Raw genomic sequence first — 16,873 nt, 5'->3', positions numbered from 1 at the left:
ACGGTGTTCCGGGCAGCGCCGGCGGACGGGTCCGCGTCCGCATCCTCGCCCGAAGCAGCGGCGGTGGGGACGAGGGGTGAGGCTGCTGCGGTGAGTGCGGCGGTGCGGGAGCGGTCCACGGCCCCGGCGGCGACCACCTGCAGATGCTCGACTTTCCGGGAAAGCCGTTCGACCCGGTCCGCGAAGTCAGCCGACCGGCGGAAACCCCACAGCCCGGTGCCTTCGGCCGTGATCGGGTTCGACTCGAGCCAGGCAATGGCGTGATCAACCGCGTCCCCATCAGCAACCACTTCAGCAGAAACGCTCCGAAGGGCCGTGGCACCAATGGAAACAAACCCACCGGCTTCGGCGGAAGCCAACCCACCGGCACCGGGCCCCAAGGCCCGGTCCGTGGTGAATCCCCCAACGGCTTCCATAGAAACAGTCTGATCAGGGGGTCTGACATTATTAGCCCCGCCGCCGGGACTGGCCCCGTTGACCCGGCCGCCGCCGTCGTTCCCGGAGGCGGAAGCCAACCCACAGGCACCGGGCGTCCCGGCCCGGTCCGCGGTGAATCCCCCAACGGCTTCCATAGAAACAGTCTGATCAGGGGGTCTGACATTCTTCCTGACCTGGACCCTTTGTCGGGCTCATGGCCCCCGGCGAAACTACGCCAGCGTGATCAGGTCCAGGTAGTCCTCGTTCCAGAGGTCCTCAACGCCGTCGGGCAGGAGCACCACACGCTCCGGGTTGAGGGCCTCTACGGCGCCTTCGTCGTGGCTGACCAGGACGACGGCGCCGGTGTAGTTGCGAAGTGCGCCCAGGATCTCCGCGCGGCTGGCGGGGTCCAGGTTGTTGGTGGGCTCGTCCAGCAGGAGTACGTTGGCACTCGAGGCCACGATGGTGGCCAGCGCCAGACGCGTCTTCTCACCGCCGGAGAGCACGCCGGCGGGCTTGTCGACGTCGTCGCCGGAGAACAGGAACGAGCCCAGGATGCCGCGGACCTCCGCGTCTTTCATGTCAGGGGCGGAGGAGCGCATGTTTTCGAGGACAGTACGGTCGTGGTCCAGGGTTTCGTGTTCCTGGGCGTAGTAGCCCACCTTGAGCCCGTGCCCGGGAACGATGTCGCCCGTGTCCGGCCGGTCCACGCCGGCGAGCATCCGCAGCAGGGTGGTTTTGCCGGCACCGTTAAGGCCGAGGATGACCACCTTGGAGCCGCGGTCGATGGCGAGGTCCACGTCGGTGAAGATCTCCAGCGAACCGTAGGACTTACTCAGGCCTTCCGCGGTGAGCGGGGTCCGGCCGCACGGCGACGGATCCGGGAACCGCAGCGCTGCCACGCGGTCATGCTCGCGCACAGCTTCCAGGCCACTCAGCAGCCTCTCGGCGCGCTTGGCCATGTTCTGCGCGGCGACGGCCTTGGTGGCCTTCGCCCGCATCTTGTTGGCCTGGTCCATCAGGACCTGGGCCTTCTTCTCGGCGTTGGCGCGTTCGCGCTTGCGGGCACGCTCGTCGGTCTCGCGCTGCTGCAGGTAGCGCTTCCAGCCCATGTTGTAGAAGTCGATCTGCGCCCGGTTCGCGTCCAGGTGGTAGACCTTGTTGACGGTGGCTTCGAGCAGCTCCACGTCGTGGCTGATCACGATCAGGCCGCCCTGGTGGTTCTTGAGGAAGTCCCGGAGCCAGGAGATGGAATCAGCGTCCAGGTGGTTGGTGGGCTCATCTAGCAGCATGGTTTCGGCGCCGGAGTAGAGGATGCGCGCCAGTTCCACACGTCGGCGCTGACCGCCGGACAGCGTCTTCAGGGGCTGGTTGAGGATCCGTTCCGGCAGCGCCAGGTTGGAGGAGATCGCGGCCGCTTCGGCTTCCGCCGCGTACCCTCCCCCCGACAGGAACTCCGCCTCGAGCCGGTCGTAACGGCCCATGGCCTTGCGCTGGACCTCGGGGTCTTCGCTGGCCATGTCCGCCTGGGCCTTCTTCAGCTTCCCGACGACGACGTCCAGGCCCCGCGCGGACAGGATCCGGTCCCGCGCCAGCTGCTCCATGTCCGGCGTGCGCGGATCCTGGGGCAGGTATCCGATCTCTCCGCTGCGGGTCACCTTGCCGGCCGCGGGCAGGCCTTCGCCCGCCAGAACGCGGGTCAGTGTGGTCTTGCCGGCACCGTTGCGGCCCACGAGGCCGATCTTGTCTCCCTTGTCGATGCGGAAGCTCACCTGGTCCATGAGCAGGCGGGCGCCGGCACGGAGTTCAAGTTCCTGAACGGTAATCACAGCAGGTAAGGCCTTTCACAACAGGGAATGCCGCAGCACGGCGGGTTGCATGCCGCGCGGCGCAAAGTACGGAACACCGGGGATGCCGGCCGGAGAACGGCCCGTTCAAGTCTACCGGCCGCAGCAAGCCCGGCAGAACTCGCCTTCCCCGCGGGAAGAGCGGAGAATTTGTGCCCAGGACCAGAGACTGCCCGGCCGCTCTTGTAGAACAGCAACAAAATGCACCTGGTCCCCGGCCAGTAACGTCAACACCAGCCGATAATTGTTTGTACCCCTTCGACAGGACCTCCCATGACCCAGACCCACTCCGCCGGTACCCTCCAGCCGGCAAAGCGCCGCCGCTGGAACGCCACCGACCTTGGACTCATTGCCGTCTTCGCCGCGCTCGTGGCGGCGGCAGCCCTCGTTGCGGCCATTCCTGTGGGCGGTCTCGGCGTTCCCATCACGCTCCAGACGCTCGCCGTCATACTGACCGGGCTTGCCCTCGGCCCCGGCCGCGCGTTCGCCGCCGTCGGCCTCCACACCCTGCTGGGGCTCGCCGGCCTCCCCATCTTCAGCGGCGGCCGCAGCGGGCTGGGAATCCTGGCCGGACCGTCCGCCGGCTACATCATCGCGTTCCCCCTCGCTGCCGCGGCGGTAGGCTGGCTGGCCGCCGTCGTGATCCGCCGCACGGTGAAGAACCGCGCGGCCCTGCTGTTCGCCGCCGCAATGGTCACGAGCATCGTGGTTATTCACGGACTCGGCGTGCTGGGCATGATGGTCAACGCCAAGCTGGACCTCTCCAAGGCATTCCTGGCTGACGTGGTCTACTACCCCGGCGACATCATCAAGAACGTCCTCGCCGTCAGCATTGCAATCGCCCTGCACAAGGCCTTCCCCGACCTCCTGGTCCGCCGCGTCCGGCGGCTCCCGCAGACGCCGGTGACGCCGGAAGCCTCCACACCGGAAGCCTCCGCCCAGCAGTGAGCGCCATCTCCCTCAGGAACGCAGGGGTCAGCGTGGCCGTCGACGGCCGCCCTGACCCCAAAGTTCTGCTCCAGGACATCTCACTGGAACTCACCGAAGAACGGATCGGCGTCATCGGCGCCAACGGTTCCGGCAAGTCAACGCTCCTCCGCATGCTCAACGGCCTCGTGGCCCCCACGGCAGGAACCGTGACCGTCAACGGCGCCGACACCGTCCGCAACGTTCGCGCCGTGCGGCAGCAGGTGGGCTTCGTCTTCACCGATCCCCTCTCCCAGCTGGTCATGCCCACCGGACGGGAGGACGTGGAATTGTCCCTCCGGCGTTCGGTGCGGAATGGGAAAGAGCGCCGCGAGCAGGCCACCGCCACGCTGGACCGGTTCGGGCTGCTCCCGCTGGCGGACCAGAGCATCTACGAGCTCTCCGGCGGTGAGCGGCAGCTCCTTGCGCTGGCCTCTGTGCTGGCGGTGGAACCCGGCGTCCTAGTGCTGGACGAGCCGTCCACGCTGCTGGACCTCCGGAACCGCGAGCTGCTGCGCCGCACGGTCGCCGGCCTCAGCCAGCAGGTGGTCATGTCCACCCATGACCTCGAGCTGGTGCTGGACATGGACCGGGTTCTGGTGGTCGAGTCCGGACAGATCGCGTACGACGGCGGTGCTGCCGCCGCCGTCGAGCATTACCGCTCGCTTTCCGCCCGGAGTCTGTCAGGCGGGGACTTCCGGTGAGGGGCCACGGCTTCCTGCTCGCCAACTACGTTCCCGGCACGTCGCTAATCCACCGCATGCCGCTGTGGCTGAAGTTCCTGCTGGTCCTGGCCTGCGGAACCGCCTCGTTCCTCATCGTGGACTGGCGCCTGGCCGCCGCAGCCCTCGCCATTCTGTGCGTACTGTTCCTGCTCAGCGGTGCCGGGGCCGTGCGCCTTTTCCGTGCCGTGCGGCCGCTGCTTCCCATCCTCCTGGTCATCGGCACGTTCCAGTGGTGGCAGCTGGGGGCACCCGTTGCCGCGCGGATCGTCCTGAACATCCTGCTGTGCGTTGTGGCTGCGTCGCTGCTGACGGCCACCACCCCGCTGCACCGGCTGCTCGACGGCGTCGTCTCCCTCGCGCGCCCATTCCAGCGCTTCGGCGCTGACCCCGAGCGTTTCGCCCTGACTATTGCCATCATGCTGCGGAGCATTCCGTTCATCGCCGGGGCGTTCTCGGACGTCCGGGACTCCGCCCGGGCACGTGGACTGGAACGCAACCTGCGGGCACTGGTCCTGCCCGTTTTCATCACAACCGTCGCGTACGCCCGCCACACAGGCGAGGCGCTGGCCGCCCGCGGGCTGGGCGACCCGGAGGACTGACCGCCCCAGCGGCGATGGCGTGCGGCCGGGCTTACCGCGGGGCAGGCCCGGTCGACTGACCTTCCTCGAACCGGCAGATCACCACGGCCTGGCGCATGGGTTCGCCCCGGTCCTCGAGCTGGTCGACGAGCGTCTCCACGCCCATCCGTCCCAGTTCCGTGCTGGGCAGCGTGAGGACCGTCATCCGCGGATCTGTCGCGGCTACGTCGGGCGTTGAGCCAATGAGCAGGACCGACATGTCGCCGGGAAGGCTGATGCCGTGCTTCTCCAGGCCGTTGATGAACCCGAACGAGGCGTTGTCGTTCATGAGGATCACTGCCGTGGTGTCCGGGGCCGTCTCAAGGAGCCTTTCAGCGGCACCCTGACCTGATATGGGCGACTCCTCGCACGAGATATGGATGGAATCCAGCCCCCGGCGTTCCACCTCCGCGGCGAAAGTCGCCCGGCTGCGCACCACCGGGCCGTATCCGCTGAGGGCATGCTCGGCCCCGCCGCTGTCCACGAAGCAGAACCTGCGGTGGCCCAATCCCTCCAGGTAGGCGATGGCCTCGATCATGGAATTCTCAAAGTCCACGTCCACGTAGGGCAGTTGCTCCGGGTGCCGCGTCCGTCCAATCAGCGCGAACGGCATGGTGGAACGCTGCAGCCGCTCCACCCGGGCATCGTCCAGTTGCACCTCCATCAGCAGGACACCGTCGATGAAGCCGCTCGAGATGAGTTCCTCCACCTGGTCGGCCTCATTGCTGATCGGCCACAGCACCAGGTTGTAGCCCAGATCCTTGGCTGCCTGGGTGGCGCTGGTAAAGAACTTCACGGCGGTCTCGCTGAGCCGCCGCTGCAGCGCCGGATACAGCAGGGCAATGATCCGGGTGCGCTTGCTGGCCAGCGCCCGGCCCAGGGCGTTCCGGCGGTAACCGAGTTCCTGCATCGCATCCTCGACCCTGGCCCGCGTCGCCGGGGCAACAGGTTTGGTGTCGTTGATCACGAACGACACCGTGGCGATCGAGACGTCGGCCAGCCTCGCAACGTCCCTCATGGTGGGCACGGCATTCCTCTTTCAGTTCAGACTCGGGGGAACCGGACAGGTCTCCAGTAAAGCGGTTAACTTTTTCCTTGACAAGCCCGCGGCGGGGCGTGCAAAGTTGTTTTCGACATCCCCCGACACAATGAACCCGGGGCAGATTTCGATCCAAAAGTTAACCGCTTAACTCGCGTTCCATTCAAGTCCCGCACTCACTGACAGGAGGACGATGACGTCCACAACACCAGCAGCGTCAGGGCCCAGGAAGCTCCGGGTGGCCCTCATTGGCTATTCGTTCATGGGTTCCATCCATGCCCAGGCCTGGACGACGGCGCCGCGGTTCTTCGACCTCGGCATTGAACCCGTCCTCGCAGCAGTCTGCGGCCGGGACGAGGAAGCAGCCCAACGTTTCGCCAGCAAGTTCGGCATCGGCCGCGTGGAGACCGACTGGCGGACCCTCATAACGGATCCTGAGATCGACGCCGTCGACATCTGCGTTCCGGGAAACCTGCACGCCGAGATTGCGGTTGCCGCGCTCCAGGCCGGCAAGCACGTCCTCTGCGAAAAGCCGCTCGCCAACACACTGGCGGAAGCCGAGAAGATGGTGCTCGCCGCGGAGGAGGCGAAGGCCCAGGGCGTCCTGGCGATGATTGGCTTCACCTACCGGCGGACCCCGGCCCTGGCCTACGCACGTGAGCTGGCCAGGGACGGCAGGCTCGGTACCATCCGCCACATCCGGGCCTCGTACCTGCAGGACTGGATCGCTGACGAGGGCTTCCCGCTGGTCTGGCGGCTGGAGAAGGACAAGGCCGGCTCCGGTGCGCTTGGCGACATCGGTGCGCACATCCTGGACCTCGCCCAGTTCGTCACCGGACACCGCCTCGCCGGGATCAGCGCGCTGACCGAGACCTTTGTGAAGACCCGCCCGCTGCCTGGTTCGTCCTCCGGCCTGCAGGCACAAGGCGATGCAAAAGCAGGCCGCGGCACCGTGACCGTGGACGATGCCGCCGTCATCATCGGCCGCACGGCCGAAGGGGCGCTGGCCACGTTTGAGGCAACCCGCTTCGCCACGGGCCGCAAGAACGCCATCCGGCTTGAGGTCAACGGTTCCCTCGGCTCCGTGGCCTTCGACTTCGAGGACCTCAACGAGCTCTGGTTCCACGACCACACCGAGCCGGCCGAGTCGGCAGGCTTCCGCCGGATCCTCGTCACCGAGCCGCAGCACCCGTACGCGGGGGCATGGTGGCCGGCCGGACACGGGCTGGGCTACGACCACGCGTTCGTCCACCAGGCGGCCGACTTCGTACGGTGCATCGCCCGCGGAGATCAGCCGGAGCCATCGTTCAAGGAGGGCCTGCAGATCCAGCGCCTCCTCGATGCCGCGGAAACCAGCGCTGCCAACAACGCCCAGTGGCAGGCAGTCACGGCCGGCGCGTAGCCCGCCGTCGTAAATTCACCGAACCAAACCCCAACCCAACCACCAAAAACCCATCCAACCGCAGCGGCAGCAGGCCGCCCGGACGATCCCTTGCGCCCGGAACCTCCGAAACCATCCCACACCGCAACCACCGAAACACGGCAAAGGAGCCCTCCATGAAGAAAACATCCCTCACCTGCCTGATGGCCATGGCCGCCATCGCACCGCTCGCCCTTACCGCCTGTGGCGGGGGCAGCAGCCAGGCATCAGCCAACGAGAAGGTCGACTCGCTCACCGTCCTGGACTACTACAACAACGAACCGGACAAGACCCACATCCAGGGCGCGCTGGACAACTGCGCCGCGGAGCTGGGCGTGACACTCAAGCGTGAGACCGTGCCCGGCAAGGACCTCATCCAGAAGGTTCTCCAGCGGTCGTCCTCCCGGACCCTGCCGGACGTGCTGATGCTGGACAACCCGGACGTGCAGGAGATTGCCGCAACGGGAGGCCTGGCCCCGCTCAACGATTTCGGCGTGGACACCTCGGGCTTCGCGCAGGGCATGCTGGACGCCGCCACCTATGAGGGCAAGGTCTACGGCCTGGCTCCCACCGCCAACACGCTGGGCCTGTTCTACAACAAGGAGATGCTCGCCGCCGCAGGCGTCCAGCCGCCCAAAACCTGGGACGAACTGAAAGCGGCCGCGGCAAAGCTGACCGCCGGCGACCGCTACGGCCTGGCATTCTCCGCAATCGCCACCTATGAAGGCAGCTGGCAGTTCCTGCCGTTCATGTGGACCAACGGCGGCGAGGAAACTGACCTGAAGAGCCCCAAGGTGGCGGAGGCTCTCGGCTTCCTGGACGGCCTGGTGTCCGCGGGCTCGGCGTCGAAGAGCGTCGTGAACTGGAGCCAGGCTGACGTGCGGGACCAGTTCGCGGCAGGCAAAGCGGCCATGATGATCAACGGGCCCTGGCAGATCCCATCCCTGGCCAAGACGCCTAACGTCAAGTGGGAGGCCGTGCAGGTCCCGGTCAACGCGGAGGGGCAGACTCCGGTGGCTCCGCTGGGCGGCGAGGTGTGGACCGTGCCGCAGACCGGCAACAAGGCGAAGCAGGCCAAGTCCGCGGAGCTGGTGCAGTGCATCAGCAGCGACGAGAACCAGCTGGCTTTGGCCAAGGAGCGGTTCACCGTGCCCACCAAGACTGCCCTCGCGGATGAGTACGTGAAGGCCGTTCCGGAAATGGCGGCGTTCACCAAGCAGGTGGCCACTGCCCGGTCCCGCACCGGCAAGCTCGGCAAGGACTGGCCCAAGACGGCGACGGAGATGTACACCGCGATCCAGCTGGCGCTGACCGACCAGGCTTCGCCGCAGGAGGCCTTCACCAAGGCCGAAGCGAAGTAGGCGCGGGATGCGGCAAGCACCCAACACAGAGCACCGGAAGGAGCCGGAGCCGTGCCAACACTGACAACCCGACCGGCGCCGGAGGGCCTCTCCCCCGCCCCCGCAGGCACTGCAGAACAGAGCGGACGACGGCGGGGCTACCGCCGGGAGCGTTTGGTCCAGGCACTCTTCCTGGCACCTGCTGCCCTCTATCTCCTGCTGTTCTTCGGCTATCCGGTGGTGAAGAACATCGTGATGAGCCTGCAGGAGTACACCACCCGGACCTTCTTTACCGGCGAAGCGCCGTGGGTGGGGATGGCGAACTACGCCACCGCCGTCGGAAGCAGCCTTTTCGCCCCGGCCATGCTCAACACGGCACTGTTCACGCTGGGATCGATCGCAGGCCAGTTTGTGATCGGCCTGGCGGTGGCCAGTTTCTTCAAGCGGCGGTTCCCGCTGAGCGGGTTCCTGCGTTCGATGCTGCTGCTGCCGTGGCTGCTGCCGCTGATCGTTTCGAGTGCCACGTGGCGGTCGATCCTGGACCAGGACAGCGGCATCCTCAACGCCTTCCTGCGGAACCTGGGCGTCCAGGACCCGATCCCCTGGCTGACCAGCCCGTCGGTGGCGCTGCTGGCCGTGGTCATGGTGAACATCTGGGTGGGCATTCCCTTCAACGTCACCCTCCTCTACGGCGGCCTGCGGGAGATCCCGGAGGAGCTGTATGAGGCAGGCGCGATGGACGGTGCCACCGGCTGGAAGGCGTTCTGGCACATCACCTGGCCGAACCTGCGTCCGGTGGTCAGCGTGGTCCTGGTGCTCGGCGTCGTCTACACGCTGAAGGTCCTGGACATCATCCTCGGCCTGACCAATGGCGGACCCGCCAACGCCACCCAGACGCTGGCTGTGCGCTCCTACCAGGAGTCGTTCGTGAACTTCCAGTTCGGCGTCGGGGCCGCCTTCAGCAACATCCTGATCCTGATCTCGCTGGTGTTCGCGGTGGTCTACCTCCGCCTGAACCGCCGTGCGGTGGACGAGTAGGAGGACCACCATGACAACCCTTGATTCAATGACGGCGCGCCCCGTTCCCGCCGGGCCGGCCGGCCCGCGCGCGCGGAAGGCCAACCGGCCCAAGGTGGGGCACACCGCCATCGGACTTTTGCTCCTGTCGGTGATGCTGTTCCCGGTGTACTGGATGGTCAACGCGTCGCTGCAGCCGTCCGGCAACACCCTCACCGCGGACTTCCTGCCGCTGAACCCCAGCTTCGAGGGCTACGCGAAGGCGATCGCGGACCAGGGCCCCAACCTGCTCACCAGCCTGGTCATCTCGCTGGGAACGGTGGCGTTCAGCCTGGCCGTCGCGGCCCCCGCCGCGTACATGCTGGCGCAGTTCCGGTTCCGGTGGATCAACCTCGCGCTGCTGGCCATCCTCATTTCGCAGATGATCCCCGGGATCGTGGTCGCCAACGCGCTCTACGCGGCCTACAACGACCTCGGCCTGCTCAACTCCATCCCGGGGCTGATCCTGGCAGACTCCACCCACGCCATCCCGTTCGTGATCCTGATTCTGAGGGCGTTCATGATGCGGATCCCGCCCAGCATCGTGGAGGCGGCGAGGGTGGACGGCGCCGGGCTGGTCCGGGCGTTCGTCTCGATCGTGCTGCCCATCAGCCGCAACTCCATGATTACCGCTGGCCTGTTCGCCTTCCTGTTCTCGTGGAGCGACTTCCTGTTCGCCCTGACGCTGACCACCACCGAGGAGGTCCGGCCCGTGACGCTGGGCATCTACCAGTATCTGGGTACGCAGGTGTCCAACTGGAGCGCGGTGATGGCGACGGCGGTGCTCTCCTCATTGCCGGCCATCGTGCTGCTGGTGCTGGCCCAGAAATACATCGCTGCCGGGGCCACCGGCGGCGCCGTCAAGTAGCTTTTCCCTCAAACTAAGGATTTTCATGACTCAGAACCACGCTCCCCTGCGCGTCACCGTATGGGGCGAAAACCGCCACGAACAGCACCAGCCGCACGTGGCCGGGATCTATCCGGACGGCATGCACAACACCATCCGCGAGGGCATCGAGGAGAACCTTGGTGCGCGGGCGGAAGTCCGGACCGTGACCCTCGACGATCCCGAGCACGGCCTCACCGAGGAGCGGCTGCGGAACACGGACGTCCTGGTCTGGTGGGGCCACGCCGCCCACGCCGAGGTGGCGGACGAGGTGGTGGAGCGCGTCCACCGGCATGTGCTGGCCGGCATGGGCCTGGTGGTGCTGCACTCCGGGCACTGGTCCAAGATCTTCGGCAAGCTCATGGGCACCACCTGCACGCTGCGCTGGCGCTCGGAACGGGACCGCGAGATTGTCTGGACCGTGGACCCGACGCACCCGATCGCGCAGGGCATCCCGCACCCGTTCATCATTCCGGAGCAGGAGATGTACGGCGAGCACTTCGACATCCCCGCACCCGACGAGCTGATCTTCCTGAGTACCTTCTCCGGCGGCGAGGTGTTCCGCAGCGGCTGCACGTTCAAGCGCGGCTACGGCAAGATCTTCTTCTTCAGCCCTGGTGACCAGGACTACCCCGTCTACCACCACAAGGACGTGCGCAGGGTCATCGCCAACGGCGTGGAATGGGCCCGCACAGTGCGGCCCGAGCGTACCGACCCCGTGCTGCTGCGGTATGAGACCGAGGAGTTCTACACGGGCCACAGCTACGAGGGGGCGATGGCGAATTGAGCCGTTTCGCTACTTTGGCAGACTCTTCTTTGGCTGACCCGGCGGCGCCGGTCCGCGTGGTGCAGGTGGGGGCCGGCGGGATGGGCCGGGCCTGGCTGCGGCTCCTGGGTGAATCGGCCGACGTCGAACTGGCCGGCGTTGTTGACCTGAACCCGCAGGCGGCGCGGGATGCCTTGGACGATCTGGGACTTGCGTCCGTGCCGGTGGGAACAAGTCTGACCGAGCTGGCAGGTGCCGTCGGTGCGCAGGCGGTGGTCAACGTGACGGTCCCTGCGGCGCACCATCCGGTGAACGTGGAGGCGCAGTTCCTGGGGCTGCCCGTGCTGTGCGAGAAGCCCGCGGCGCCCACCGTTTCTGAGGCCCTTTCCCTCGCCGCTATGGCCGAGGCGACCGGCCAGCTGCTGATGATCAGCCAGTCGCGCCGCTACTTCCGGACGCTCGCCGCGTTCCGGCGGCAGGCCGCCTTGCTTGGTGAGATCGGGCTGCTGACGTGCGACTTCTTCAAGGCTCCGCATTTCGGCGGCTTCCGTGAGGAGATGGAGCACGTGCTGCTGGTGGACATGGCGATCCACGCGTTCGACGCCGCGCGGTACCTCCTCGGCCAGGACCCGGTTTCCGTTTACTGCGAGGAGTTCAACCCGGGGTGGAGCTGGTACGCCGGAGACGCCGCCGCCACGGCCGTCTTCGAGATGGACGGCGGGACGCGGTTTGTGTACACCGGGAGCTGGTGTGCTGACGGACTGGAAACCTCGTGGAACGGCAGCTGGCGGATCAACGGAGCCAACGGAACGGCGGTGTGGGACGGCGGGTCCGAGCCCGTCGCGGAGCGGGTTTCCGGGGACGACGGCGGTGCGCCGGATTCCGCTTCCTTGTCACCTTCTTTCGTTGATGAGGAAGCCCCGGAGGAGATCGCCGGGGCCTTGGCCGAGTTTGTCCGGAGCCTGCGGACGGGTGAGGTTCCCTCGGGCGAAATCCATGCGAACGTGCTGAGCCTGGCCATGGTCGAGGCGGCCGTGAAGTCGTCGCAGACCGGGCAGCGGGTGCTCATCCGGGATGTGCTCGACGACGCCCACCGGCAGGCGCTCGCGGTGGAACCGGTCGCTGCCGCCAAGGAGGTCCTGGCCGCGTGGACCTCGCCGCTCGAGGCGTTGCAGCGGGCCGGCTACGCAGGTTCCGTGACGCCGGTTCCTTAGCGCCGGTTCCTTAGCGCCGGTTCGGCGACGGTCCGGGTGGCGTGCGGTGGGAGTCCCTGCTGTAAGGGGTACCAGCAGGGACTCCCACAGGCGATGTGAACGCTGGTTAGCTGGAAGCGCATCCCCACCAACCGCCGTCGAACTTTCGGCAGCCCCTTACCCCTTGAACGGAGGCAGCGTGACTGTGACCGACGCTCCGGTGACCACGCGCGAACAGGCAGTCGGACGGCCGCTGGCAATTGTCCTTGGCCTGCTGACCATCTTCGGTCCGATATCCATGGACCTGTACTTGCCGGTTCTGCCGGCGCTTTCGGCGGAGCTGGGAAGCTCCACGTCGACGGCGCAGCTGACCATCACCGCGTGCCTGCTGGGCCTGGCCATCGGCCAGGTCATTGCCGGTCCGCTGTCGGACCGCTTCGGCCGCCGGCTCCCGCTGCTGATCGGTGTGGCCGCCTACACGGTCACGTCAGTGCTCTGTGCCGTGAGCCCGACGGTCGAGACCCTGATTGCCGCCAGGTTCGTCCAGGGCCTGGCCGGCGCGGTGGGCATCGTGATTGCGCAGGCGGCCGGACGGGACGTGTACGAGGGTGCGAAGCTCCTCCGCTACTACGGCCGCCTGACGGTGCTCGGCGGCCTTGCGGCCATCGTTGGTCCGGTCATCGGCGGCCAGCTGGCGTCCGTCACGGACTGGCGCGGCGTGTTCCTCTTCCTCGCGGGCATCGGCGTCGCGATTCTGGTGGCCTGCCTGGTGATCTTCAGGGAGACGCTGCCGGTTCAGCGGCGGGCGGCAGGCGGGTTTGCCCACACGCTGCAGGATTTCCGGCGCCTGCTGGCGGACCGGGTGTTCGTGGGCGCGGTGCTGATCACGGGCTTTACGTACTCCGCGATCTTCGCCTACCTCAGCGGCGCTACGTTCGTGCTGCAGGGCATTTACGGGCTTTCGCCGCAGGGGTACTCGTTTGCCTTCGGCCTGAATTCGCTGGGGTTCATGATCTTCGGCTTCCTCGGTGGCCGGCTGGCCGAACGGTGGAACGAGAAGGCAATGCTGGCCATCGGGCTGGCGATGGCGACGGCGGGTTCCCTGGGCCTGTTCATCACTGCACTCCTGCACCTGCCGCTGATTGCGGTCATCCTGTCGCTGTTCACGATGGTGGGCGGCGTGGCGGCGGCGAGCCCGTCCGCGACATCGCTGGCTCTGCGGGGTTATCCGGACATCGCCGGTACCGCGTCGTCGCTGCTTGGCCTGGCCCGGTTTGCGTTCGGCGGCGTGGCCGCACCGCTGGTGGGCATCGCCGGCGCGGACAATGCGCTGCCGTTCGGCGTCGTCACCGTGGTGTCGGTTGCAGCGGCGGTGGCGTGCCTTGGGCTTGTTAGGGCGCGTGAGGCGCGTTAGGGCGGGCACGACGGCGGGGTGAACCGCCGTCGTGGCTTTGGCAGGGTCCGCTCCGGCTAACGTGAAGCCTTGGTGCGTTTAGCTTTGTAAGTGTCCAGAGCCGGCCTTCTTTTCCGCTTTTTGGCGTGCCCGGTCGAGCGCGCGGTAGACGGTGGAACGGCCTACGGAGAACAGTTCGGCGAGCTCATACATGGTGTGTCCGCCGGCGTCATGGAGTTGGAGCAGGAGTGCTTCCTGTTTGGCGGACAGTTTGGGCTGTTTCCCACGTAGCCGGCCCTTGGCTTTGGCGATCTTCATGCCTTCGCGGGTGCGGGCCCGGATGAGATCGCCCTCGAACTCGGCGACCATGGCCAGGACGCTGAAGAGCAGCTTGCCGATCGGGTCCGCGGGATCATGCAATGAACCGCCGATGCTCAGCTTCACTCCGCGCGCGGCGAGGTCGTCGGCGATCTGGTGCGCGTCCCGGACCGACCGGGCCAGCCGGTCGAGCTTCGTCACCATGAAGGAGTCGCCGCTTCGGCATGCGGCCAGCGCCTCTCGCAGGCCTGGACGATTTGTGTTGCTGCCGGTGAGGCCATGATCGACGTAGATACGATCAGGTTCGACGCCCATGGCAGCCAAGGCATCACGCTGGACCGTGAGGTCTTGTTCGTCGGTGGAAAACCCTTGCGTAGCCAACCTTAATTTCACCCATGAACAGGAGTGTCCGCCTCAGGGGTAGCGGTGCGCCATATAGGAGTCCGTCACCGGACATTTCACCGAACCGGTCGTGTGGGACGGTCTGGTCCGCTTGAGCCTAACGCTGCAGGTCAATTGGCGGAGTGTCCGGTGGGTGACCGGCTTGCGGGACGGTATGCGGACTGGCCTCTTTCGGACGTTTTTTAGGCCCAGAGTTCGGCTCTAGATGTCGCAACCAGGAATCAACTCATGTCTGCCAACCGCAATGACCAGCGGCACTGTGTTTTGGACTATGAAGCGTCCGGCTTGGCAGGGCGCCAAGGGTGCTTGGGGTCTTTGCCCTGTTCGGGCCAGTATTCGTCCCTTTGCCACAGTGAAAACCGGGTGGCCCAAACGCCCAAAACGATGACTCCGGCCCCGAGGATGGCAACCTTGATCCAGATCCACGGCTCGGTGGTGAACGGCAGCAAATTCAAGGCCAGCACGATTGGCATGAAGAACATCATGTAATAAGTGAGACGGCGGAATCTCCGCTGGACTTCCGGGCTGGCACGGACAGGTTGCATATCTACCGGACTCAAGCGTGCCTGCTGCCACCGTTTATACATGTAGGGCAGCATCAATGTGAACAAGACCAACGTGCCAACACCTGGAGCAAACTCCCACACGCTTGTCTTGGCGTCGGCTCCATAAAAAATGAGAAGCACGGCCACAAGACTCAGCGTCCAAAGCGTGACTTGAATCCAGAACATTGCGCGCCACAAGTTTAGGTCGCTCTTTCGACCGGCCGTTTCCCAGTCCACCATCTCATCAGCGTAAGTGGGCAGAAACCACTTACGTAAGTAGCTCCCGCCGCCACCTCTGCCTAGGAATGATGGCCGTTGTCGGGGCCCGCTCAAGGTTCCGCTTGTCAGTCGTCGCGGAAGGCGTTGTTGCGATCCGGTCGCTTACGTGGTTGGCCTCAGTCGGGATCGGACCACTACAATCCCGGGACCGTAGCGCTTGTCCATTGCCCTCTGCAGCGATCCGTCGTCGTAGGGAACGTACCTGAAGAGGTAGCCGTTTTCGACCTGTGTATCTGCCGCGGGTCGCTCCGTCTCCCATATCTCGCGTTGAATTTGTTGCAGACGGGCTTTGCTCGCGGTGCCAGGGTTGCGTGGATCCTGTCGAGGATCCGGTTCCCCCCCAGGATTCATTGGACGCGATTTTTCGTGGAGGTCTTGTGACAGTGAAGCTGGTTCCGTCCCAGGTCACGTGGACCACGAAGTCACCGTAGGTCACGTTGCCCACTGTCTCTTCGCCGTCCGCTTTTGACCAGTCCCAGCCGCGGAGTGGCGGCCCGCTGCATAAGGGTGGATCGGAGGTGGCGATGCCACCCATACAGAATATGGGCAGTTCGTTTCCCTCCTGACGCACGAATCCGCGGCCAACGAGCTCGCCAGGCACGGCCGTTGCGGACGGCTGCCCTGTGGGGTCTGACGGCAGTTCGCCGGAAGGTGGAGGGGAGGAGGAGGTGCAGGCTGAAAGCGCCGCCAGGAGAGCAACGATGATTGCGCAACCGGCAAACCTTGGACTCATAGGAAAAGTATGATCCCGGCGAGGGCCCATTCAAGATCGTCAGAGCAAATTCAACAGATGGTAATTCGCGGATGAGGAGGTCGTACACGCACTGGATCCAATTTAAAGGTCAGAGGCTTGGCCAGAATTAGGAGCCGGCCGGGGACCCATTGGACGTAGACGAGGCAAGACGCCGGGTGGGTCAGCTGTTGGGTGTGGGAGAGTTGGGCAGCCGTGCTGTCCTTGACATGCAGGTTAGAAGATTCACCCGAGACCACCGTCAGAAGCTCGCTTCCGAGGCAGAAGAACTTAGATCAAGTTTGCCTGATGGCCACTGAGGCCCAATGTCTCCGTCGATCACTAGTGCCTCGTCATCCGATACAGGTGCTGCGGCTCAGTGATCCGATTTCCGGCTTCCCACTTTGGAGTAGACCAAGGAAACTGGCCCGGTTGAGGTTCGGCCATCAGCCGGCGTACACGTAGCGTCAAGACCTGCCCGTTTCATATGCGAGGATCGATCGATCCTCCTGCTCCTGCAGATAATCAGCAATGCATTTCGCCAGCGGTTCGTTGTGTGCATCTACGGCCAAGAGATTTGGCGAGGACCACTCCATCAGGGCTCCAAGGGAAGCAAGCGCGGATGTTGTGGTCTCCTTCGGGGTTGCTTCAGCTAAGAACACTCGAAAGACATAACGCCCTGATTGTTCGATTACTCGTTCCGCCATGAACTCTGGGGTGGTTTCGACGATGTCCCCCAGAGCGAGGTTGTACGCAAAGAACGGGATACAACAGATTTCGAATTGGCGTTCCCCGACCCGGCGAGCCCACAACTGTTCGGTTGCGACTGCGGTTGTGGCAGGGTCAATTGGCGTGGCGATGATGAAGTCTGCTCGACTGCGCCACACGGGATCTCGGTGGGTTGCTTCCATTTCGCCGGCCAGCTCTTTCGTCC

The 16,873-nt window shown here is 65.6% G+C and carries 14 protein-coding genes and 2 pseudogenes; 10 read left to right on the top strand and 6 right to left on the bottom strand.

The window, feature by feature from the left end:
* Window positions 1–416 (bottom strand): annotated as a pseudogene (locus ACFRAH_RS01805) (hypothetical protein); the annotation flags it as partial.
* A gap of 231 nt (window positions 417–647) precedes the next feature.
* A complete protein-coding gene (locus ACFRAH_RS01800) occupies window positions 648–2,246 on the bottom strand; it encodes an ABC-F family ATP-binding cassette domain-containing protein (protein ID WP_331568882.1) in 1,599 nt (532 codons plus the stop codon).
* Window positions 2,247–2,537: 291 nt separating this feature from the next.
* On the opposite strand from ACFRAH_RS01800, the gene ACFRAH_RS01795 reads away from it, so the two are divergent.
* From ACFRAH_RS01795 to ACFRAH_RS01785, 3 genes are read left to right on the top strand one after another with little or no spacing between them, the layout of a single operon-like run.
* Window positions 2,538–3,212 carry a biotin transporter BioY gene (locus ACFRAH_RS01795; protein WP_377989191.1) on the top strand — a complete coding sequence of 225 codons (675 nt, stop codon included), beginning with the start codon at window positions 2,538–2,540 and terminating at the stop codon, window positions 3,210–3,212.
* A complete protein-coding gene (locus ACFRAH_RS01790; protein ID WP_377989190.1) occupies window positions 3,209–3,934 on the top strand; it encodes an energy-coupling factor ABC transporter ATP-binding protein in 726 nt (241 codons plus the stop codon). The genes ACFRAH_RS01795 and ACFRAH_RS01790 overlap by 4 nt, the downstream gene beginning before the upstream one ends.
* A complete protein-coding gene (locus ACFRAH_RS01785; protein WP_377989189.1) occupies window positions 3,931–4,554 on the top strand; it encodes an energy-coupling factor transporter transmembrane component T family protein in 624 nt (207 codons plus the stop codon). Before ACFRAH_RS01790 ends, ACFRAH_RS01785 begins: the two co-directional genes overlap by 4 nt.
* A 31-nt stretch (window positions 4,555–4,585) precedes the next feature.
* Here the strand turns inward: ACFRAH_RS01785 and ACFRAH_RS01780 are convergent, their stop codons facing one another.
* Window positions 4,586–5,590 carry a LacI family DNA-binding transcriptional regulator gene (locus ACFRAH_RS01780; protein WP_377989207.1) on the bottom strand — a complete coding sequence of 335 codons (1,005 nt, stop codon included), beginning with the start codon at window positions 5,588–5,590 and terminating at the stop codon, window positions 4,586–4,588.
* A gap of 214 nt (window positions 5,591–5,804) precedes the next feature.
* Here ACFRAH_RS01780 and ACFRAH_RS01775 point away from each other — a divergent pair, with 214 nt between their 5' ends.
* The 7 genes from ACFRAH_RS01775 (at window position 5,805) to ACFRAH_RS01745 (ending at window position 13,686) form a co-directional block, all read left to right on the top strand.
* Window positions 5,805–7,013, top strand: coding sequence for a Gfo/Idh/MocA family protein (locus ACFRAH_RS01775; RefSeq protein WP_377989188.1), 1,209 nt, complete (start codon window positions 5,805–5,807; stop codon window positions 7,011–7,013).
* A 155-nt stretch (window positions 7,014–7,168) separates the two neighbouring features.
* Window positions 7,169–8,392 (top strand): extracellular solute-binding protein, encoded by a 1,224-nt coding sequence (locus ACFRAH_RS01770; protein WP_377989187.1) that lies wholly within the window; start codon window positions 7,169–7,171, stop codon window positions 8,390–8,392.
* A 60-nt stretch (window positions 8,393–8,452) separates the two neighbouring features.
* Entirely contained in the window at window positions 8,453–9,409 is a 957-nt protein-coding gene (locus tag ACFRAH_RS01765; RefSeq protein ID WP_377989206.1) for a carbohydrate ABC transporter permease, read from the top strand.
* 10 nt (window positions 9,410–9,419) lie between these two features.
* Window positions 9,420–10,295 carry a carbohydrate ABC transporter permease gene (locus ACFRAH_RS01760; protein WP_377989186.1) on the top strand — a complete coding sequence of 292 codons (876 nt, stop codon included), beginning with the start codon at window positions 9,420–9,422 and terminating at the stop codon, window positions 10,293–10,295.
* Between the two features lie 25 nt (window positions 10,296–10,320).
* On the top strand, window positions 10,321–11,100 hold the full coding sequence (locus ACFRAH_RS01755; protein WP_377989185.1) for a ThuA domain-containing protein: 780 nt from the start codon (window positions 10,321–10,323) through the stop codon (window positions 11,098–11,100).
* A gap of 29 nt (window positions 11,101–11,129) precedes the next feature.
* The gene (locus tag ACFRAH_RS01750) at window positions 11,130–12,293 is read left to right on the top strand and encodes a Gfo/Idh/MocA family protein (protein WP_377989184.1); all 1,164 of its coding nucleotides are present in this window, start codon (window positions 11,130–11,132) and stop codon (window positions 12,291–12,293) included.
* Window positions 12,294–12,477: 184 nt separating this feature from the next.
* A complete protein-coding gene (locus ACFRAH_RS01745) occupies window positions 12,478–13,686 on the top strand; it encodes a multidrug effflux MFS transporter (protein ID WP_377989205.1) in 1,209 nt (402 codons plus the stop codon).
* A gap of 78 nt (window positions 13,687–13,764) precedes the next feature.
* Here ACFRAH_RS01745 and ACFRAH_RS01740 read toward each other — a convergent pair.
* The 3 genes and pseudogenes from ACFRAH_RS01740 to ACFRAH_RS01730 all read right to left on the bottom strand — a co-directional run bounded on the left by ACFRAH_RS01740 (window position 13,765) and on the right by ACFRAH_RS01730 (window position 16,850).
* A pseudogene (locus ACFRAH_RS01740) lies at window positions 13,765–14,380 on the bottom strand (recombinase family protein).
* A 274-nt stretch (window positions 14,381–14,654) separates the two neighbouring features.
* Window positions 14,655–15,170 (bottom strand): hypothetical protein, encoded by a 516-nt coding sequence (locus ACFRAH_RS01735; RefSeq protein WP_377989183.1) that lies wholly within the window; start codon window positions 15,168–15,170, stop codon window positions 14,655–14,657.
* 1,236 nt (window positions 15,171–16,406) lie between these two features.
* A complete protein-coding gene (locus tag ACFRAH_RS01730; protein ID WP_377989182.1) occupies window positions 16,407–16,850 on the bottom strand; it encodes a DUF4265 domain-containing protein in 444 nt (147 codons plus the stop codon).
* Window positions 16,851–16,873: the final 23 nt, after the last annotated feature.

The sequence above is a fragment of the Arthrobacter sp. NPDC056727 genome, assembly GCF_042790555.1.
Taxonomy (GTDB): Bacteria; Actinomycetota; Actinomycetes; order Actinomycetales; family Micrococcaceae; genus Arthrobacter.
The sequence above is the reverse complement of the archived record's forward strand: the minus strand, read 5'-3'. Positions and strand labels throughout refer to the sequence as shown.